General features: G+C 43.1%; 19 protein-coding genes, 1 pseudogene and 1 riboswitch. Of the genes and pseudogenes, 4 read left to right on the forward strand and 16 right to left on the reverse strand.

Translation table 11 applies throughout. The features are described 5' to 3' along the window. Positions 1–31 precede the first annotated feature (31 nt). Genes VFDL14_RS04250 through thiD form a run of 3 tightly spaced genes read right to left on the reverse strand, consistent with a single transcriptional unit; the run spans position 32 to position 2,457 of the window. On the reverse strand, positions 32–775 hold the full coding sequence (locus VFDL14_RS04250) for an ABC transporter permease (RefSeq protein WP_235201769.1): 744 nt from the start codon (positions 773–775) through the stop codon (positions 32–34). A gap of 52 nt (positions 776–827) precedes the next feature. Continuing rightward, entirely contained in the window at positions 828–1,607 is a 780-nt protein-coding gene (locus tag VFDL14_RS04245; protein ID WP_032552801.1) for an ABC transporter ATP-binding protein, read from the reverse strand. Further along, a complete protein-coding gene (gene thiD, locus VFDL14_RS04240) occupies positions 1,597–2,457 on the reverse strand; it encodes a bifunctional hydroxymethylpyrimidine kinase/phosphomethylpyrimidine kinase (RefSeq protein ID WP_032552802.1) in 861 nt (286 codons plus the stop codon). The genes VFDL14_RS04245 and thiD overlap by 11 nt, the downstream gene beginning before the upstream one ends. Positions 2,458–2,560: 103 nt before the next feature. Continuing rightward, positions 2,561–2,672, reverse strand: a riboswitch (TPP riboswitch). 422 nt (positions 2,673–3,094) lie between these two features. Here thiD and VFDL14_RS04235 point away from each other — a divergent pair. Together VFDL14_RS04235 and tolA are read left to right on the forward strand one after the other, a co-directional pair. Beyond that, complete coding sequence (locus VFDL14_RS04235) at positions 3,095–3,520, forward strand: hypothetical protein (protein ID WP_032552803.1); 426 nt, start codon at positions 3,095–3,097, stop codon at positions 3,518–3,520. An 89-nt stretch (positions 3,521–3,609) separates the two neighbouring features. Further along, positions 3,610–3,966, forward strand: coding sequence for a cell envelope integrity protein TolA (gene tolA, locus VFDL14_RS04230; protein ID WP_160168799.1), 357 nt, complete (start codon positions 3,610–3,612; stop codon positions 3,964–3,966). A 575-nt stretch (positions 3,967–4,541) separates the two neighbouring features. On the opposite strand, the gene VFDL14_RS04220 is transcribed toward tolA, so the two are convergent. Next, the gene (locus VFDL14_RS04220) at positions 4,542–4,985 is read right to left on the reverse strand and encodes a hypothetical protein (protein WP_235201756.1); all 444 of its coding nucleotides are present in this window, start codon (positions 4,983–4,985) and stop codon (positions 4,542–4,544) included. Between the two features lie 94 nt (positions 4,986–5,079). Here VFDL14_RS04220 and VFDL14_RS04215 point away from each other — a divergent pair, with 94 nt between their 5' ends. After that, complete coding sequence (locus VFDL14_RS04215) at positions 5,080–5,472, forward strand: MAPEG family protein (RefSeq protein ID WP_032552807.1); 393 nt, start codon at positions 5,080–5,082, stop codon at positions 5,470–5,472. A gap of 469 nt (positions 5,473–5,941) precedes the next feature. On the opposite strand, the pseudogene VFDL14_RS0123430 reads toward VFDL14_RS04215, so the two are convergent. From VFDL14_RS0123430 to VFDL14_RS04205, 3 genes and pseudogenes are all read right to left on the reverse strand, one after another. Then, positions 5,942–6,817: pseudogene (locus VFDL14_RS0123430) on the reverse strand (hypothetical protein); the annotation flags it as partial. Between the two features lie 94 nt (positions 6,818–6,911). Next, on the reverse strand, positions 6,912–7,790 hold the full coding sequence (locus VFDL14_RS04210) for a helix-turn-helix domain-containing protein (RefSeq protein ID WP_032552808.1): 879 nt from the start codon (positions 7,788–7,790) through the stop codon (positions 6,912–6,914). A 46-nt stretch (positions 7,791–7,836) separates the two neighbouring features. Then, the gene (locus tag VFDL14_RS04205; RefSeq protein ID WP_032552810.1) at positions 7,837–9,525 is read right to left on the reverse strand and encodes an ABC transporter substrate-binding protein; all 1,689 of its coding nucleotides are present in this window, start codon (positions 9,523–9,525) and stop codon (positions 7,837–7,839) included. Between the two features lie 91 nt (positions 9,526–9,616). On the opposite strand from VFDL14_RS04205, the gene VFDL14_RS04200 reads away from it, so the two are divergent. Next, the gene (locus VFDL14_RS04200) at positions 9,617–10,828 is read left to right on the forward strand and encodes an MFS transporter (protein WP_032552811.1); all 1,212 of its coding nucleotides are present in this window, start codon (positions 9,617–9,619) and stop codon (positions 10,826–10,828) included. A gap of 85 nt (positions 10,829–10,913) precedes the next feature. Here the strand turns inward: VFDL14_RS04200 and VFDL14_RS04195 are convergent, their stop codons facing one another. The 9 genes from VFDL14_RS04195 to VFDL14_RS04170 form a co-directional block, all read right to left on the reverse strand. Beyond that, the gene (locus VFDL14_RS04195; RefSeq protein WP_032552812.1) at positions 10,914–11,615 is read right to left on the reverse strand and encodes a class I SAM-dependent methyltransferase; all 702 of its coding nucleotides are present in this window, start codon (positions 11,613–11,615) and stop codon (positions 10,914–10,916) included. Positions 11,616–11,734: 119 nt separating this feature from the next. Beyond that, the gene (locus VFDL14_RS04190; protein ID WP_032552813.1) at positions 11,735–13,291 is read right to left on the reverse strand and encodes a methyl-accepting chemotaxis protein; all 1,557 of its coding nucleotides are present in this window, start codon (positions 13,289–13,291) and stop codon (positions 11,735–11,737) included. 327 nt (positions 13,292–13,618) lie between these two features. Next, positions 13,619–14,464, reverse strand: coding sequence for a quinol dehydrogenase ferredoxin subunit NapH (gene napH / locus VFDL14_RS04185; RefSeq protein ID WP_032552814.1), 846 nt, complete (start codon positions 14,462–14,464; stop codon positions 13,619–13,621). Then, entirely contained in the window at positions 14,464–15,243 is a 780-nt protein-coding gene (napG, locus tag VFDL14_RS04180) for a ferredoxin-type protein NapG (RefSeq protein ID WP_032552815.1), read from the reverse strand. Before napG ends, napH begins: the two co-directional genes overlap by 1 nt. Before the next feature lie 258 nt (positions 15,244–15,501). Then, on the reverse strand, positions 15,502–15,807 hold the full coding sequence (locus tag VFDL14_RS0123435) for a DUF4345 family protein (protein ID WP_050487468.1): 306 nt from the start codon (positions 15,805–15,807) through the stop codon (positions 15,502–15,504). Between the two features lie 76 nt (positions 15,808–15,883). After that, positions 15,884–16,267 (reverse strand): VanZ family protein, encoded by a 384-nt coding sequence (locus VFDL14_RS04175; protein WP_032552816.1) that lies wholly within the window; start codon positions 16,265–16,267, stop codon positions 15,884–15,886. Between the two features lie 163 nt (positions 16,268–16,430). Then, the gene (locus VFDL14_RS23705; RefSeq protein ID WP_050487469.1) at positions 16,431–16,781 is read right to left on the reverse strand and encodes an energy transducer TonB; all 351 of its coding nucleotides are present in this window, start codon (positions 16,779–16,781) and stop codon (positions 16,431–16,433) included. Positions 16,782–17,078: 297 nt separating this feature from the next. Next, the gene (locus VFDL14_RS0123445) at positions 17,079–18,614 is read right to left on the reverse strand and encodes a hypothetical protein (protein WP_032552817.1); all 1,536 of its coding nucleotides are present in this window, start codon (positions 18,612–18,614) and stop codon (positions 17,079–17,081) included. A gap of 807 nt (positions 18,615–19,421) precedes the next feature. After that, the gene (locus VFDL14_RS04170; RefSeq protein WP_050487470.1) at positions 19,422–20,618 is read right to left on the reverse strand and encodes a BamA/TamA family outer membrane protein; all 1,197 of its coding nucleotides are present in this window, start codon (positions 20,616–20,618) and stop codon (positions 19,422–19,424) included. Positions 20,619–20,675 lie beyond the last annotated feature (57 nt).

A 20,675-nucleotide genomic window follows, 5' to 3' on the forward strand; every position in this document is an offset into this window, starting at 1 on the left:
TTTTGAGCTTTCTATTTTTTATAGATTTTGTTTAGTTGTGGCTTTCCCAAGGGATCGCCTTTTTGAGTAATTTGTCTGTGACAAAGTAGAGTGAGATAGAGAGCACAGCTAAGATAAATAGCGCAGCAAACATCTCATCAATAATCATTCGTGCGTTAGCTTGTAGCATCAGGTAGCCAAGCCCTTCACTTGAACCCACCCATTCACCGACAACCGCACCAATTGGTGCAATCACTACAGCCACACGTATACCTGATGCCAAAGTCGGCAGTGCCGCTGGCAGCTGAATATGACGTAACCTTTGCCATTTGGTGGCGCCCATGGTTTGAGCCAAATCGAGATAGCCACGCGGGGTATTACGCAAACCGTCGTAGCAGCACGTAGTCACCGGGAAGAAAATAATGATCGCTGCCATCACAACCTTCGAAGCGATACCGTAGCCAAGCCACAGCATCAGAACCGGCGCAATTGCAAAGACAGGAACAGCCTGACTTGCGATAAGAATAGGTAGCAACCAACGTTTAAGCGGTTCGAATAGCAACATTTGAAGTGCGAAGAACAATCCCATCGATAAGCCAAGTAGCAGCCCCAGCAGGATCTCTTGAGCGGTAACCCACGTGTGCTTCAACAACACGTCATAGCGTTCAATCAGCTTGTTAAACACTTCCATCGGAGCCGGCAGAATAAAGCTAGGCATTTCAAACACCACAACCACCAACTGCCACAGACCCAGAATAATTGCAGTACTTATCACGACACGCAGTAATGGGCTCATAGAGTGATTCTTATGGTTCGATACCGATTGAGGCTTGGTTAGCGCTTGGGAACTATGCATAGTCTTGCTCCAACTGCTCTAATATTTTCTGCTGAATGCTCGCGCACTGACCATCTATGGTTCTTGGAGGCAATGTTGTCGGAACTTGCAGTGATTGAGCAGATGCGGGTGAGCCTTGCAACACGTAAAGGTTGTGTGCCAAGCGCACCGCTTCTTGTGGATCATGAGTAATTAAGACCACGGTTTTATCTTGCAGTAAGTGAGCAGCTAAGGTTTGCAGTTTGTGCCTTGTTACCGCATCTAACGCGGAGAAAGGTTCATCCATCAATACGATAGGTTTGTCTTGCATAAGCGTTCGCGCTAAAGCCACACGTTGACGCATGCCACCAGACAGTTGTTGTGGCATAGCGCGAGCATAATCAGCAAGCCCAACCGATTTCAGCAAAGACAAAGCTCGTGTTTGGTGGTCTGCATCGCTCGAAGCACTTTCCAAGCTTTGGGTGCCTTTCCCAGCAAAGCGCTGGCTTAGACATACGTTATCAATCACCGATAACCAAGGCAGCAGTAGATCTTGCTGTGCCATGTAGGCAACCTTGCCCTCTAGCGAATGGCCATCACTCGTCTTCACGACACCTTGCCACTCAATGTTCTCACCCAATAGACCAGCGAGATAACGTAAAATGGTGGTTTTTCCGCAGCCACTTCTACCCAATAAAACGGTCCATTGAGATGCAGGAATCGATAAGCTCAGACCTTGCAACGTCGACTGTTGGTTATCGAGATAACGAATGCTGGCGTTGCTGATTTCAACGCCAAGAGGTTTAGCGGACATCAGCATGACCTGCGTAGAAGTGATTCACAGGTCCGTGCCCTTGACCGACATTTAATTGATCTGCGTGGGCAATCGCTTCCGAGATATAGCGCTTACCAAGCTCGACGGATTGAGTCAGCTCATTCCCTTGCGCAAGGTAAGAGGCGATAGAAGAAGAAAGCGTGCAGCCCGTGCCGTGAGTGTTCTTAGTTGGGAAGCGTTTTGCACTGATAAGTGCAGTGCTTGCTGGCAAAATCAAAAGGTCATTGCTGTTTTCATCTTGCTCTAAGTGTCCACCTTTTAACAGCACAGCTTTCGCACCCAACGCACGAAGCTCTTCAACCATGTCTTGCATGTCGGCTTCGCTTGCAGGAACAGGTTTCCCTGTCAATGCAGCGCCTTCCGGCAAGTTAGGTGTAATGATGTCCGCAAGTGGAATAAGTGCTTCTTTCAAGGTGCTGATGGCTGACTGCTCAAGCAACAAATCACCACTGGTCGCAACCATTACTGGGTCAATAACAAGATGTTTGGGTTGATACTGCTTAATCTTATCCGCTACAACCTTGATGATGTTTGAATCTGCCAACATGCCGACTTTGACCGCAACGACGTTCAGGTCACTGAATACTGCATCAAGCTGGCTTGCAACATGATCTAATGGAATTGGAAAGATGGCTGAAACGCCTTGTGTATTTTGCGACGTGATCGCGGTGATCACGGAACACGCAAAACTACCTGTCGCAGACATGGCTTTGATATCGGCTTGAATACCTGCGCCGCCGCCACTGTCTGAACCCGCAATGGTTAACACAATTGGAGTGCTTGAAGAAATGGACTGAGTGTCGATTTGCGTGCTGGAATGCTGTGTCATGGTCGCTCCTACCATCTAAAAGACGTAGGAGAACTGAACTAAAACCGAAAAGACAGGCACCCGAGATCGAAGGATCGATGGAATGAAAATCGGTACCGCACAGGTTTTAGTATCAATAGTTCCCTACGCCAGTACTAACTGAATCAGGTTCAACGGGTCTCGAAATTCGATCTCAGCAAATACAACACGGTGTAATTGCCCCCCGACTATTTGCATCCATACTAACAGCACTCTTGAGAGTGAGGTAATAATTTTGCAGATTATTATTTACCAAAGCGTGAACGAAAGCGTTTTCGTCCATAATTTCATCAGACTTTGGAGATTGAAAATGAGAGAGTGAATAATTTTGGTACTTCGATGTAAACGAATACCGCTTCTAAGGAAACACACTTTCCAGCATGTTAAAGGCTAACATTAGGTACGATTAACTCACTATAAGCATAGAGTTCAGTTTTTTACTTACTATCTAGGTAATTAATTTATAAATCTGATTCTTAGATCACATTGGACATACAGTAAATCATTGAAATTTATGACATGGACTGCAATCATAAGCCAAAATTAGTACTTGCAATACGACGTCTCACAACCAGTCTAGGCTACTGGAACACCCCAAACGCGATTAGTATAAAGAACAATGAAGATAGATAAGTTAACAGTCGGTTTCCTATCAATAGTTTTAACTGCCTGCAGTAGCACCACCTCTGATTTTAAGCAGAAGCCTTCTGTATTAAATAGTGCCAAAGCTTACACATATCAAACAGTAGAAACACCAAAAACCAAGGAGTTGCTGCTACGTGATTATGTCTATTATGCTGCTCAACAAGCAGATAAAATGAAGTTCAAAAAGTTTGCACTTATTCAAGAGTATAGTCAGAATAAATTCGGCGGTTTTAATTCAAGCAAGATAACAACATTTATGTTTAACTCCGAACTAGATTTCAATGAAATCAAAAACTATGAAAGTCCATATAAAAAACTGAAGCTATTGGGTGTATTTGATACAGAAGAATATAAAGACAAGCGATTCCATAAAGTTGGGCTTATACCTGGTTTAGTCTAAATCCAGTGCCTATTACAGAGCAGAATATGCGAGTTCTTTTCAGATTCATGAACCAATTTTTCCTTACTCCCACAACTACAAGGGCTTCAATGAATAATCCATTTGCCAAAGCACTCCTAGTACTCCTTTCTATGATTACTTTATATGGATGCGTAAACCAGACTGAAAAACCTAGGGCTTCTGAGCTAACAAAATACGGGCAGGTCTATGCACAACTCATTCAAAGTAGACTAGATAGCCCGGATGCTTTTCAAGGAAAAAAATGTAAGCTCAATATTATATTGACAGCCAGCGGCCAAATAGAGTCAGTTGACTCATCTGGTGACGAAAATTTATGCCAAGCGAGTAAAAACGCTATCAGTCAAATAGAAGCCTTTCCTTTGCCCGAAAACAAGAAGACAGCATCTGAGCTTCGGGAAATTAAGCTTAATATCAACTATATGTGATACATCAGATAAAAAACGTAACTTAGACACCTTAATATTAACCAATTTAATGGAGTATGAATTGTTCGAAAATCATTTAAAAAGAACTAAATTTCTATTAGTTATTCAGATAATAACGATACTAGTCGCTTCTTTTTTTCTATTTATTTTACTCTCGCAGAGTACTCAACTACATCTTACTCAACAATATCTAGTATCTTCATTAATCTTGACAATATGGGCTGCAAACTTATTTGCTACTTATGGACTATTTAAGAAAAGACTATGGGCTCTGAAGTGGATAGCTGTACTGCAATTTATCCAATTGGTAGATATAGATACGCCCAACTTTTCCTGGGCCTTATCTTCAGGTATTAAACTTCCGATAAGCGTAAATTTCGATCAAATAACAATCTCCGTCAACATACTCTCAATCTTTGTCATTTGGCTCTGCTACACAAGTGGCAGACTTTTACGCAAAAAATAGCAATAGTCACAAAGTAAGGTTCGTGAGCACCTAGCTTTTTTCGTGCACCCATCTGCGTTTACAAACTCTCTATAAACGCAGATGAGCGGTTTTCGAGTATGCCTAAGGTTTACTCCCAGAACTTCCACCATTTTTGGCTATTCTCTTCTCTTTTCGTTTGGCCTTGCTCAGAGCCTTTGTCTACTTCATTGCGAACTTGGTCCGCTTTCTTTTCTTTTTGCTTCTCGAGCCCGGATTTCTTATCTTTTAGTTTCTCCTTAAGATCATCGACTTCATCCTGCTCATCCTCAAGGTCCTCTATTTCACGCTCTAACTTTTTCTTGTCCTTTTTATTTTTGGCTTTCTTCGCTTTTTCTTTCTTCTCTTCTATTAACTCATCAAGCTCTTCGTCGCGATCTTCAATTCGCTTTTCAATGTCTTCAATGTCAGAAGACGACTTAATCTCTTCTAAGTTTGGTTTTCCTTTACCCGCCCATTCTGGTTTTTCCGCAAAAGTAGCAGGGGACATTAGTACTAGAACACTTGCTAATGAAATGATTTTCACTGGTCTCATAATCTATTCCTCTGGTGCAACCCAGTTAACATTATATGACACTGACTGATATGATGAGGGGAATGACTAAATAATTTGATACAAGGATGATACGTTGAATACCCTAATCTATTGCTTAATTGCAGCGGCCCTACTTCCCTATCTGGCGAAAATTCCCGTGGCTATCGCCATGAACAAACTGGGTGGCTACGACAATAATCATCCACGTGATCAACAGGCGAAATTGCAAGGGTTTGGAGCTCGTGCACTTGCCGCGCACCAAAATGCGTTTGAGTCTCTCATCGTATTTTCAGCCGCGATACTCCTTGCCATAGCAACTGACTCTGTCAACGAGAGCGTACAGTTGTTTGCAATTCTCCATATCGGCTTTCGAGTGGCTTACCACATTCTGTATTTGGTCAATATTGGTGTTATGCGCTCAGTATGTTGGGCGGTTGCGATAGGAAGTTCGTTTTTCATTATGGGGCAATGTTTGGTGAACTCGTAAACGAACACCTAACTGTTTTCAAAAATAACATTCTATGTAGCCTCGCTGAATAACTAATGTTCATACATTGCGAGTTCTGGACCCAAAAAAGACCTTATATCCTATAACTAGGGCGTGTTGACCTTTCGTGGTTAAGTTTTGTTCGAGATAAAAGGTCTTTTTTAGTTTATTACGGCTAGTTTTCGTAACGCTGCATCTTCATTGTTGAGGTATCTGCGCCAGCTAGGAAACCTTGCGCGGCAGAAGCACTCATGAAGCTCTCCATCGATGCATCCGCATCATCCAGCGATTCCCAATGCACAATCACGCGCCATGTATCGCCATCCACTAATCCAGATTCACGCTGAATAAATCCTGGTTGTTTTGAAACATAGCTATCGGCAACGGCTTTATCCAGTTTTGCGAATTCTTGTGGTTCAACACCATCTTTAAGCTTGAATGAAGCCACTTCCACCACGTAATCATGCTCGAAACCAAATTTGCCGTTATCGTTTTTCCACTCTTCACGAGGCGGAATATTCTCGATCACGTCCCAATGCTCAACGATTTTGCCGTTATCAAGACGGAATAAGTCATAGAAGGCGACGTCTTTATTCATAAATACGCCTTCGCTAATAGCGAGCACAAAGTTACCTTCACCCAAGATCTTGTGATTCTCTTTGTAAACCATTGGCATACCAGCTTTTGCCAACTCTCCAAGCGCTTTGCCTAAGCCACTTAGGCCATCTGCTACCATAGTGTTGTGTTGAAGATAAGCGTCATCTTCGTTGTCGATAAACTGGTTGATTTTAGACATATCGCCTTGCATTAAAATGGTATTTACAAAGTCTGCAACAATGGCTTTATTGTCTTCTGTTTTATCAAGGTCGGTCACCTTTATTGGCCCATCAAGCTGGGTGCGACCGCTTGGATTTGGTTGGGTCGCTAGCTCGGCTAGATTGTCCCAATGTTCAACTATCTTTCCCTCTTCGAAACGGAACACGTCAAAACCGACTTTAGGACCAAAGAAATTATATTCCGTATGTAGAAAAACATAATCGCCGTCTTGATAAGCGCGTTTTACATCAGCTTTTGCGCTACCTGCAGGAAGTGCCTTCATCACTTCACCAAAGCCTTCTAAACCATCGCCAACCGCTAAATTGTGCTGCGTGTATTGGGTCGGGTTGATATAACTAATTGCGTTAGCATCACCGGTTTCAATGCTAGATATCACCGCAACGGCTTTATCTTTGTTGGAAAGCTCATCGTTTTTCACCATAGAATCATTAGCGCATGCAGCAAGGCTCAGCACACTCGCAGCAAGAATTGTGCGAGAAAAGAAAGAAGAAAGTGGAGATGTAATCATTTTGTTGCCCTCTCGTTTTTGTTATTAACAGCTTAATCGGGCAACCATGATTTCGTCAGAGTGAAAATGGGTTAAATTATGGTGAATATCGAACCTAAAGCGTCGGATTCTTGTATTTTTGACTAAACTGGCTCGGCGTTAATCCAGTTAAATTCTTAAAATACTTAACAAAGTTACTGGCATCCTCAAATCCAAAGTCGTACGCCATTTGTTGTGATGAAGTGTGGCTCACCACCAAACGACGCTTAATCTCGATGATAGTAAACGCATCGATCATCTGTTTCGCAGTCAATCCCGTTGCCAACTTGCAGACAATATTCAACGTCTTATAAGTGGTGTTGATCTGTTGAGCGTACCAATTTGCGTCTCTTATTTGGTGAAAGTGACTTTGCATTAATTCGAAGAAACGCGCGAATCTGATGCTCTGCTCTTGAGTCAATTTGCCTTGCCTTATTTCAGGTCTTAATCGATGTAAAGAGAGCGCGAAAGCCGAGAACAGATACATCACTATTAAAGGCTCGCTGGCTGCTCTGTTGATTTCCTCGATCATTTGTCGAATAAAGACCAGTGTTGGTTCTTGGTCTTGCCTCTCCAACTGTAGCAATGGTGAGTGCTTTTCATTGAGGTGAGTCGGCGTGTAGTTTGGCAGCTTCATATTGGCATGAACTTGATCGAGAAACGCTTGGGTAAAGAGTAAGATTTTTCCCTTCGGGCGATTAGAAAAATCAAAGCTATGAACCTGTTCTCTTTGCACGAAAAGAACCGAGCCTTGTTGAAATGGATACTCTTCAAAGTCCACCATGTGGCTTCCGGTGCCCTGCTCTATATATATGATCCCGAAAAAATTTATACGATGAGCACTTTCAGGGCTATGGTCGAGCCGATTTTGCTCGTATAAATCAGATAACTCCAGAATTTGAAGCTCAGCTTGATTCGATTGTCGATGGCTAAAACCAACTTGAGGAATAGACAAAACCCACCACCTTTGTTTTCAATTCTATTTAACCACAGAGACACATTTAGCGGCCTTCAAAAACAACCTGATTGAAGTCGATCCAGCCATTAGTCAGAAGATCCATCGCATTCACTTTATGAGAGATTCTCATATCTTGTGCGCATTGAAACAGAGGGATATAAATCGCTTTTCGAATCAACTCGCGCTCAATTCGCTGATAACCTTGAACCCGCTTACTTTCATCTGATTGAGCCAAATTATCAAACACTTGCTGTTCGAACCAAGGCTTGGATTGCTTATTCAGGCTTGCCGTCACGGTGTTAGTACACAACAACCATCCAAGCCAAGAACTCTCTTTATGTTCACCAAACACCTCACCAGAAACAATAATATCTGCTTTCGATTGTCGTTCTACTTGGTCAAATTCAGGGTATGGCAGCACAGTAAGATTTGAATCTAAACCATGCTGACACAGCAACTCAGTGATGTTTTCAGCCGCTTCAATATGTCCAGGCAGCTGATAAGTTAAGACCTCAAGCGGTACCTGATTTATGGAAGACAAATCCACCGCTTTGCCAAGTGTTAAGGGGGCAAGGCTTGTCATCCCTGACGCTCGTCGATAAATCATAGTGTCTCTCACACCATTCATCGGCAAGGATTGCAGCAACTGTTGGATGTATCGACGATGTTTTGCCAACTTCATCCACGCGTTGTTTGCACTGTTTAAACAAGCGTAGATACAGCCCTCTTCCCACTGTTGTACCTGTGTGAATTCATCAGCAATATCTGGGGCAGAGCTGCCGTGCACAATATCACAATGCATTTGAAAGTCATTTGCAGATAAGCCCATGTTCCAGATTTCTACGCCATCTAGCCAAGGTCGATAGCCGTGATAATGAGGAGACGCAGTAAGTAGCGTTCGGTAATCGGTTTGCTCTGCCAATCGAAACGCTCCACTTCCGACTATCGTACCGTCGCTGTTCAATTTGCAAACCGATAGCGCACCATGCGCCATCAGCCTTGGCAGATAATGAGACAAACGTTTGGAGCGAATTCGTAAGGTGTACTCGTCGACCACAGAAAACTCATCAATGAGTAAGAACAAACCTCGGCTCACCGAGTCTGACGAGATGATCGACTCATAGGCTGCCTTCACATCAAATGCAGTAAGTGCAGAGCCATCCCAGAACTTAAGTGACTTACGCAGTCGAACCTCTAGCATATCGCCTGTATGCACCCAAGTTTGCGCTAAATCGCCTTCCAACTGGCCTGTATCTCTGTTGAAACGTAACAGGTTCGCATAGAGGTAATCAGCGATGTGCCGTTCAGTACGCCTAGATATTTCATAGGGGATCAAGCTGTGTGTCGCTCGATAAAATGGGATTTGGAGGATGTCTTGATCGTTATCTTGCTGTTGATATTGACTAACAAACTCGGCAATAAACTGATCACGATCTTTGCTTCTGATAAGGTTCAACGCTTGATCGGCTTTCCCCTCGTTCATCCAGAACTTAGCTTGTTCGATTAATGTGGTGTTTACCGACTCTTTAAGCAGAAGCTGAGGCAAATTACCTCTGCCAACCCCCGACTTCCAATCGATGATCGACTCTTCCACCAGCCTTTTGATGACCAGCTGAGCGTTACGACGCGTGCAGTTCAATGCTTTCGTTACGTCATCTAATGAAATCGGTGTCCATCGACCTATTTCGAATCCAAAGTCTCGCAAAAATACCAAAGCTAACCAATAACGCATAAAGGTGAAATCCTAAAATTATATTTCTATTTTTCTTCATCTTTTATTTTCAAATAATAGCCGTGTTACCAAAAATAAAAAGGATATTTAGATGAATACGTTAGCTGAGTCTCATGGCTCCATCTGGAAGAATAGAACCTTCGTTACGTTGTTTAGCAGTGCTCTATTTGTGAGCTTTGCAAGCCAGATCTACACACTTGCATTACCATTGTTGGTGTATGAATTGACCCAATCATCCGAGTGGATGGGTTGGATGAGGGCCGTTGAGTTTCTGCCCAATCTATTACTGGCGTTGTTTATTGGCGTGTGGGTTGATCGCAGTGATAAAAAGCAGTGGTCGCTGGCCATGTTGCTTGGTCAGGCTATAACGGTGTTTATCTCGTTCCTGGCGGTTGAGTTCCTAGCTGAGCCATTATGGGTATTGTTCCCATGTGCGTTCTTGATGATGGCATTTAACTACGGCTACCACAATGCGCGTATGTCGATTCAGAAAAGCGCACTTTCACATGAAACTCAAAATGTGGCGACAGCTCGAATGAGCTCCTTGGGCAGCTTTATGGAAACCGTTGGACCTGTGCTCTCTGGAGCCATCATGTTACTGGCGACGATTCATAACGTCTTTATCGGCGTAGCACTTTTGATGCTATTGGCTTTTTGGCAGCTCAAAAGGCTCGACGTAAAAACACCCATCAACAGAGACAAACAAAGCACTTTCAGTGCCATAAAAGAGGGATGGAAAGCACTACGTAATGAGCAGAACATGTGGTTGATTACTCTTGCTGTAATGGTCATCAACACAACAGGTGCCGTATTCTGGATTCAGGCTATCTACTATGCCAAAGCAGATTTAGGATTGAATGCGGTGGGCGTCAGTTACCTCATCGTCGCTTCTGGCCTTGGTGGTCTTATTGGTGCATTCAGCGCCGACAAATTACGCAAGAAATGGGGGCTAGGATGGCTTCTCATTATCTCTATCGCACTCGAATCCATCGGGTTTGTTATTCCGTTGATCATGGAGAATCAAACAGCGCTAATTGCTGGGTTCTTTTGGGTGTCCGCTGTGGGTTTATATAGCAGCATCTGTATCTGGAGTTACCGCCAAGAAGCCTTTGATGTCAGCGTTCTCGGCCGAGTAAACGGAATAACAGGTTCGCTGTTCAAACTCCTGATGCCATTTGGTCTTGCTGGTTCAGGCTATCTAACATCATTGATTGGTATCGAGTGGTTGTTCGTCGGATGCTTTGCGACACAGCTACTTACCGCATTTTGGTTAATGACGACCAGCGTCCGTTCTATTCGTTAATCGCAAAATAAGATACAAAAACGCCCAAAACAAAATTCGCTTTGGGCGTTGAACCAGTGAGTGCGCTGAGAACCAGTATTTCTATTTAAGCAGGGTTATCACAACGAACAAAAATGAAGTTTGGATTATTTTTCAGATGGTTATATCTATCTTCATCTATATCTCGTACCCGCTCATCCACTTCACCTTCGGTGATTCTTGAAATCACTAACCCAGATGCAGCAATCGCATTGCAGATCTCAGTAAGTGAACGACGATAAAAGCTCACTTGCACAGGGTCGCCTATGGTATTCCACTCTTCTTGAATAAACTCACGACTAAAATAGTTACCATTGATAGAACATTCAAAGTCAGCAAATGGGTGATGGGTAGAAAAGACCATGTAACCGCCAGGCTTAAGAACCCTTTGCACCTCTTTAAACACTAGGGTGAGGTCTTCAATGTAATGCAGCACTAGCGGGCACACAATGACATCCATGCTCTGGTCAAGTTCATTAGGAAGCCCAATAGCAAGGTCTTGAGAATACGCCTTTAGCTTTGAGCCGAAACGCTCAGTAACCAAGCTAACCATCTCTTCAGACAAATCTGTACAGGTCAACTCTGCGACTGACTGCTCCAGAAACCACTGAGCGTATTCACCCGGACCACAACCGAGATCGAGTACCTTTAGACCTTTTACATCATCCAATAACGATAAAGTAGACGGGCGCTCTAACAGCGCGTTATAGATATTGTCCTTAACCACTTCCGCATACTTGCTTGCATGCTTGGTATACATTTCTGACATAACTTTACCTTTATTGAACAAAAACATGAGCCTAGCATGAAATCTGTAAACTTGTTGTCCGCGACATGAAGTTTGACCAATTTCTGACTAGGCTCAGCACAATTCAATAATGGTTTGTATTATCGATGGACTTTAAACAGCTCGATCGCTGTTTGAAGATCTGTGGTTTGCTGGCTCACAACCTCTGTTGAGCGAGTATTGTCTGACACGCCTTCGACATTGGTAGTGGTTGTATCTCGGATCACCACAATGTTCTGGGCGACTTCATTACACACCATACTCTGCTCTTCTACAGCCGCTGCAATCTGGGTACTGCTGTCCAAGATTTTCTGCATCTCATCCATTACCGCTTCGATTTGTTGGTAAGCCACTTGTGATGACTCAACACTCACGGTGCCTTTGGTACGACAGCCTTTCATGGTCGACACAACTGCTTGAGTCTGGCTCTGCACTGAAGTAATGATGCTAGAGATCTCTTCTGTCGACGATTGAGTACGACTCGCGAGCGTTCTTACCTCGTCTGCTACCACAGCAAAACCACGACCTTGTTCCCCAGCGCGTGCCGCTTCAATCGCAGCATTCAATGCGAGTAGATTGGTTTGCTCCGCAATCTCATGGATCACGCCTATCACAGAGCTGATTTGAGAAGAGAGCTCTGACAGATGTTCAATCTCATGTTCTGCGGATTCCAGCTCACTAGACAGCTCCGTAACCGTTTGCTTCGTTGATTCAATTTCAACCAAACCCTGCTGAGCAACCGTGAATCCTTTCTGCGTATTGCTTGCTGCGTGCTCTGTTGTTGCCGCCACTTCCTTGATGGTTTCCCCCATCTCAGTGATCGCCGTAGCGACGCTATCGGTTTCAAGTTGTTGCTGCTGTAATGAAAGCTCTGTTTGGTGACTATTCGATCTTAGCTGTACAGATACTGCACCTAAGTTTTCAACGCTGCTTTGAACCTGAGTAATCAAACTCTCGATACTCACAATCAGCTTGTTAGTGCCCTTAGCAATATCACCAATTTCGTCATTAGATTCCGTTGCTCGTAGTGTTAAGTCATGGTCACGCGCAACTTGGTTAGTAATCCGATTTAAATCAGAAATGCTGCGTTGAATGCTTTTGATTAAACCGTAAGACAACAGAACAAGTGCAATAACGACGATGGAAAGCGAGAACAAGATAAACTGGTTAATCGAAGACTGTGCAGAGTCGATCTCTTGTTCAAACTGCTTCTCGACCCCTTTGAAAATCCTATAGATGTCGTTATAGAGGTAATCGGACTGAGCGATGATGGCTGAAGCTTTGGTTTTGTCCGCTCCATAGATGGAGACTAGCGACTCAAACCCTTGTTGATATTGGGTTATTTCTTTGAGCAGCTTTGGCATGTCATCTACCACAACCTCAAGTTCAACAAGGTGGGCGAGCAAAGATTGTGAGAGAGTATTGAATTGATCATACTCCTTCGAGAACTGAGCAGATAAGCTGGTTTCTGATGAGTTCAGAAACTGAAGCTCTATCCTTTTCATCTCTTGCAGCGAAAGCTCTAAATCTTTCACTTCAATCAATGTTTTTTCTAGTTTTATCAGCTTTAAGTTGCTGATTTCAGTAATCAATACGATAACGATAAGCGCACTGATCGCTAGGCCAGTTAGGCCAAAAAGTTTATGTTTTATTTTCATCAAGCAATTCCAAAGCAGCAATACCGACAGAAGCATCTATTATTTGTATTCTGCGCTTCTATAAAGACCACCTGGCCAAACTGTTATTACTTTATAAATTTCTTGTTACATTTGTTCAACCATTTAACAATTGAATGTGTTTCATTTTTGAGAACAGCTATAAATAAATGTTGAAATTCCACATAACATTCATTTTTTCGAGTTACTACTCAAATTTTCAGATGAAATATCAATCATTAAGTGGGAAGGCGTTTTATTGATTTGAATAAAAAACCACTTGAGAGGACAAGTGGTTTTAAGTATTTAATATGGCTTGAGTGGAGTTAGTTATTTGTCATCCAATCGGCTTTTAAACTCAAAGACTTTCTCAGCACAAACATCTACACAGCGACCGCAACTGATACAATTCTGCGACATCACTCGTCTGTCCCCTTCCTTCAATGGCTGACGAAGTATCTCTGGCTCAGGACAAACATAAAAACAGTCCATGCATTTATCGCAGTCCTCACGACGAACCGCTTTTACGCGAATCATGCTCTTACGACCAATCACGCCATACATGGCGCCTAGTGGACACAAATGACCACACCAACCGTGTTCAACAAGCAGCAAGTCGACGATAAATACTAAGGCTATAAGAATCCAGCCTGCGCCCATGCCAAACACTAAGCCTCGATGCAGTGTCGCCACTGGGTCAAGCCACGCCCATAGAACCGTTCCTGTGACTGCACTGCCTACCAACAAAACACCAATTAGCCAGTAGCGGATTTGTGGCGACCAACGATAACTCGCTTTCAAGCCCATCTTTCTACGCAGCCAAGCAGCGGCATCGGTAACAATGTTCATTGGGCAGACCCAAGCACAGAAGACGCGTGGCGCAACGATCAAATAGAAAGCAATCACTATCCCCGCCCCTGCAAGAACCGTGAGCTCAGGGATGTGACCCGCTGCTATGGTCTGCATCACAATCAAGGGATCGCTCAAAGGCACAGTCCCTAAAAGCAGGCTCGATGATAGATTGCCTTGCAGGATCCCCCACGTTGGGCCAGCGATAAAACAGACCATAACTGCAATTTGGCATAACCGTCTCAGAATAAGAAACCGATGTGCACGCCACCAGCCTAGAGTCTCAATCGCTTCTTTGCCTGCATTTTTTGCCAGATTCTTAGCCATTATAGATTCCCCTTCTTCAAGGAGTTCAGAGACTCAAGTGCATCCGTCGGAATCACATCTTCAACTGGCGCGTTGTTAAGATCTCTATCGACCTCTTCCCAGCCCAGCTGGTAGTGCTCACCCAACTTACCCATAGCTAAGTTGGTCGGAATCACTTTTATCGCAGATACATCAAGAACACACGCTTGTTCACACTTACCACAACCCGTACAAGCATCAGAGTGAACGGTTGGGATCAACTTCGCGTGATAACCGGTTCGGTCATTACGAACATGCTCTAATGTGATCGCTTTGTCTATGAGCGGACATACTCGATAACACACGTCGCAACGTAAACCACGCCAGTTAAGACAGTTCTCATGGTCGATTAATACTGCGGTACCCATACGCGCATCATCGATATCTTTAAGCAGTGGATCTAACGCACCAGTAGGGCATTCCACAACGCATGGGATGTCTTCACACATCTCACAAGGAATATCACGGGCATTAAAGTAAGGCGTTCCAGAAGGAAGTGGCGAAAGCAGCGTTGCAAGTTTTAACGTGTCATACGGACAAGCTTGCACACATAAACCGCACCTAACACAGGCTGATTGAAAGGCTTCACCCTCTAATGCACCCGGTGGCCTTACTGGCAGGCCAGTAGTGTCTCGTGCTTTACTTTGCATCGACTGCAACCCAAGCACGGTTGCTGCGGCACCGACACCTGCTGCGGTTCTTGCGGTGTCACGCAGAAAGCGGCGACGACCTTCGGAGAATTTTGGTTTTGATGACTTCATATACCACCCACTACGCGCAAAGCTGTAGCAGCCCCTGCTCGTTATTATTTGCTATCCATAGACTTCTCCTACGAGCCCACTCAGTGAAAAGCTCATAGTCAGTAATCCTTGGTAATTGGGTTATCTATAAAGGATGGTATGAAAAAGCCATTGACTCAAATCAATGGCTCACAATTAATACACAAAAGTAGTAGGGATATTTGTTAGCGAGATCACGCTGTTATTAAGTGGATGAGAAGCAGCTCAGCGTTGAGTCATCTAATAAATTGAAAAGCCTAAGCTTTGATCTTGTCTTTGGTTCTTAACACAAGAGCAAGAGCACCAAACAACAGCAACGAAAATCAATCCAAGCTCGACATCATCTTTGAGTTTGACGACCAAGAACATCATCAAACCAATAGCAAACTGAGCCCCACCATAAGTCGCACGTACATCTATCACTGCAGATGCCGGATTCAGCTCTGCACCCGTGATCCAATACGCCATCCCTGTGGGGATAAGAAGAAACAATGCTCCATAAACAATGAAGAAAATAGCGGTGACATAAACCAGTAGTTTTGACATTTCTAATCCTTTAGTTGTCTCAAAATTACTTATGTTGGATTTAAAATCTTAGTCGATTTACAACGAGATCACACTGCTATTGGTATGTTTCTTCTCGCTTTTTCTCATCTATAGGAAAGGCTAAGTTCACAACTTTAGCTAACAAGATCCCACACGCTACACCACCAGCGTTAGCCGCTAAATCTAACCACTCTCCATAGCGATTCACATAAGGTTGGAGTATTTCGATCGCCCCACTCCAAATGACAAAGAAAATTGCAATCAACAGCCAGTTCTTTGGCCTCGCCAGTGCAACAGAGAAGGTTAACGCTGCATAGGCAATAAAGTGATGAGTTTTATCTGTACCCGGCACCGGCGGCAGGCTTGGAGCTGGAAGAAGAGATAGAATGGTGATAGCAGCCAAGACCAACAGGGTAATTGCCAACCAATATTTTTGAACTAAGCCGATCAAACGACGCATAACTGCCCTTACTTACCAAAATCGAAATGTACTCAAAATAACAAGTTGCATAGTAAACAGCGTGCGAAGCGAGTACAACCATATCACTATATGGGCGAGTATCTTCAGGTATAAAAAAGCCACCGAAATGGTGGCGATAGAAATGCATCTAGTCGGTTCGATATTACAACCACTTATCCGAAATTGGTGCGTATAATTTAAAACGCATTTGTACTGCAATGTTCTTTGATTTCAACGGATTTCCCTGTGCATCTCTCACTAGGTATGTCCATTGACGAAGCGCCTCTGTGGCACTCTCATCAAAAACACCTTTCGGCCACGAACGAGTGATCTGTATGTTAATTGGCTTTCCATTTGGGTCTAAATCAAACCTGAACTCCACAGAGCCCTCAACGCCAGTACTCAACGCTTCATTCGGGTACTTGGGTGCAACTTTATAACTGGCTGTTGGGCTATCAGTGAAGTTTGATTGAGATGGCTCTGGTGTCGTCGCACAAGAAGCTAAAGAAAACATGCATAAGATCATCAACAGATTTTTCACACCAAACCCAATTCGTATAGTCGGAAAGCATTAAGCCAAAATATCAACACCACCTTTAATATCAATACCTTGCATAATTTTCGCGACTATACAGTAAAACTGCATACTAACAAAATTGAGTATTAATTTTGTGAGGCCTTGTCTGAAAGCCATTATTGAAGGGCTGTTTCCACACGCGCCTACAATCTATGAGTATCGTTTTCAGTAACGTTTAGACAAAAAGAACCGCTAAATAGCGGCTCTCGGTTATTTAGGCAACACCTTACTCTCTCACTTGAGCTTGATTTCTTCTTTCTCAATTAGTAACGACAGTTGCTTTAAAAGGTAGGGTTGTATATCCCTCTTCCAATATATTTGAGAATAATTTACTTTGTTTTTTTCTGGGAGGTATGGCCGTATTTCTTCCATCACTTTTTGAACCGCTTTCTTATCGGGTTCGCTAAGTCCACCTAAAAAAAAGTCCTCTTCCACCTGTTTTGCAATATATTCGTCATATTGCTCAAGTGTTTTTATCATCGCCCAGGCACGAGTGTTATCCTCATACTTATACATAAGGTAAAAAGTATAAAGCACACTCCAGTCGCCTTTTGGCAACACGTTTTCTAGAGTGAACTGATAATACTCTTGCTCTCGCTCATGGTATGAGTATGCCAATCCGAAGAGCTTTACACTCAGCAGTATGTCAGGGATAACCTGTTCACTTTCGCTCAGCTCAACGTCGTAAGCATTTTTGCCATGCATACTGCTTATTAAGCGCATCAGTGGTGAAATTTGATCGTCTTTATCTACCCAGTAAAACGCAGCTAGATCACGATTCGGCTCATAAGGCAGTACTTTCAAAGAAAAAGCTATTGTTTCTTTGACTAGCGGTACATCAAAATGAGCTAAAAGTGCCAGTTTGTTGAGTGCACGGTCCCATTTTTTAAGCTGTTCTAATCTAGTCTGGTGGCTGCCAGAAAATTCAAATTCCAATGAAGCAATCAATTCTTTAAAGAAACGCAAGCGATTAACTTCACTCATTATTTCAATTTCATGAAACAATGCCTTATTAAAAGTATTGCTGCAAAGAAGTGGTCGGCTAAAACTATAAAGACCTTTCTCAAACTCAGAAGAGTATTGCCTTCCTTTGATGTTCTCCGCGCACCAACTTATATTCTTTGCTTCAAGCTGCCAGCTGTTGTAAAACACCTTTAACCATAAATAATCATCACTGTACAACTCCATTAGCTGGTGTGCTTTTCTCAGTCTCTCAGCAGATATTACAGCATTTTCACCGTGGCTAGTTATTGAAAGAGGTGTCCAAAGATAGTAAATCAGTGCCGTGTTGAGTACTCTGATATCACCCTGTTCTGCAAGTTCTAATATCTGATCGATATAACGCTTTTTTATATCATCAGACAGCTGCAAGTCATCAAGGCCTTTATCACGGCTATAATGCGCTGTTCTTGGTACAGTATTGGCTAATACGATTTTTGCTCTCGCAAAAATAGAACCAGCAGCAGCTTTTTCAACTAGACTTGCATAATCCTTATTTAACTCCCACTGAGCATTAAAATTACCGAGCCTAGCAAAGTGATGATCAATACGCTCAAAACGCCGTTCTCTCAACTCAACGCCAGGGCAACCACCACTTGCGATATAGTGGTAATAACTATAATAAGATGGCTCGGTCGTTTTTAGCTCCTCTAAATCCTCGGTATAACGTTTATCACAAGCCTGCTGAACGGGCAGGAAGTCTTGACTCGCCACAGGAAAGCTAATCGCCGCAAATGATACAACTAACCCCAAAAGTACTCTTCGTTTCATTTTTTAACTCACATTAAATACCTAGCAATTTTCAGCTGGCCTTATTACATAAGAAAAAACCGGTAAAACAATACTATAATTACATTTTCGTGATGTATAACATAGGCCTATGTAAAATTCATGAGATATCAGTATGACAAATAAAACCACTTAACTTAAGTAGATAAGTGAGACAGAAGTAGCTAGGTGTTAGCAACGATGCAAGTTTAAACCTAAAATTCTCTACCGCTACTTTGTCACCAATTAACGATTTTTGGACAAAAAAAGAGCCGCTAAAAAGCGGCTCTTGATTTTGAAACTATTGTTGAAACAACCATAAATTGATATATTCGATTCCCTTTCTTTCAAAGATTTATCCAAAAAACAACCATATGTTGATATCACTAAAAACAACCATAAGTTGATATTTTTAGAAATCGAGTATTTCAGCAAAATCACTGCTGTAAGAAAGTTACTTTCCCCCCAGATTAAACACTCAGTTTAGCAAACCTGGCATTAGGATTTTGCCCAGTGACAACTAGTTGCTCACTATCAACGGCAGCATGGATGGTAGCATGTCTCAAAACACAGTCTAACTTGCATAAGCTATACCCGCTTCAAGAAGTTCAGCTTTTTGATGTATCAGTGTTATTACAATCCCAAACGGTCGTATTTGCCTACCTGTGCCTGACCCGCAATACATTTATTTCCGTCTAAACCTTCGGCGTTGAGCCTACCGCATCATAACAAATAGGTAAGGTTGTACACTAGGCTACGCTCTAAACTTACAACTAGAAATATCAGTAATTGTCCACTATCTCGTCTCCCCTAAAAACCAGTACCAATATTTACATAAATCGCGCCATCATCGTTACTTTTAGCTAAGTCCAGACCTAGATGTAATCCATAACGACGTGCGATTTGGTATCGAAAGCCTACGCCATAAGCATCGATGTAGCCTTCGCCATTGTCGGCATGGTTTTGTGCTTCACCCGCACCATAAAATGCAGAGAAAATCCAACGATTATCAATGTTGTAACTCAATTGACTTTGAAGGGTAGCAACCTCATCACCTTGGTAGCGATACGCAGCAATACCTCTCAAATCAATATAAGGCTTTGTCGTAGGCGATACAAAAACATCGTCGGTTGAGAACTTTTGGTAACTTCCCGCAAATCCTAGGTTCCACTTTCTAGACAGTGGCACATACCCTTCCCCTTTATAACTTGCATTGGAATAGTTACTGTCACTGCCAATTTTCTCGTCATATACCATTGTTTCAGCTTGTAAGCGGTAACCCTGTGTCGGATAGAAAAAACTATTTCGCTTATCGTAATCTAAATAAAGCCCAAGCCCGGAGGTTATACTTTTATCTCCCAATGCAAACTCAAAAACTTTGTCTACCACTTTGTTATCTGATTCAACTTTAGAAATCGCCAGAACCTGCTTTACTCCCAGCATCAACGCTGTTTCCCCCACGCGAAACTGTACTTTCTGAAGCATTGCGGCAGCCGAAGTTTTCGTGGCAAAAGAGAGTTCTTTGTTGAATCCTGGGAAATCTCCTATTGGTGTTTCAAAGCCCGGAATACTGATGTCTTGATAGATGTCTAGATTAGCAACTCCCGCGCCTCCACCCCCGATGTATCTGATTTTATCATCCAGCCAAGAATGCTGGTGCCCACCAAAAGCGAACCAACTTCCATTGGCAGAACCTGCAGCCCCCACAATAGAGATCGCGGAAGGCATTAATTGCGCTCCACCATCCACAGCTTCTAGTGCCGCTTTTTTCCTTTGCCTTTTCTCTTCAGGAGTCTCATGCAAGATCAGCCCTGCAATACCCCCACCGTACCCTAAAGCAGGTTCCGTAATTAAAATGGGGATGGGCAGAAAACCCGTCGCGTTTTCTGCAATATGGTGGCCAAGGTCAAACTTTCCATCTACTTCATCATAAAAAGAGGCGTAGGCGGGTGCGAAGGATAGTAGAGGACTTAGCCCTACAACAGATTTCAGTAGCAATTTTTTCATAGCATGTACTCAATTATTAACAAATTAATATATGCTTCCATGCCATACAAATTAACT

The organism is Vibrio fortis (genome assembly GCF_000695685.1).
GTDB classification, from domain to species: domain Bacteria; phylum Pseudomonadota; class Gammaproteobacteria; order Enterobacterales; family Vibrionaceae; genus Vibrio; species Vibrio fortis_A.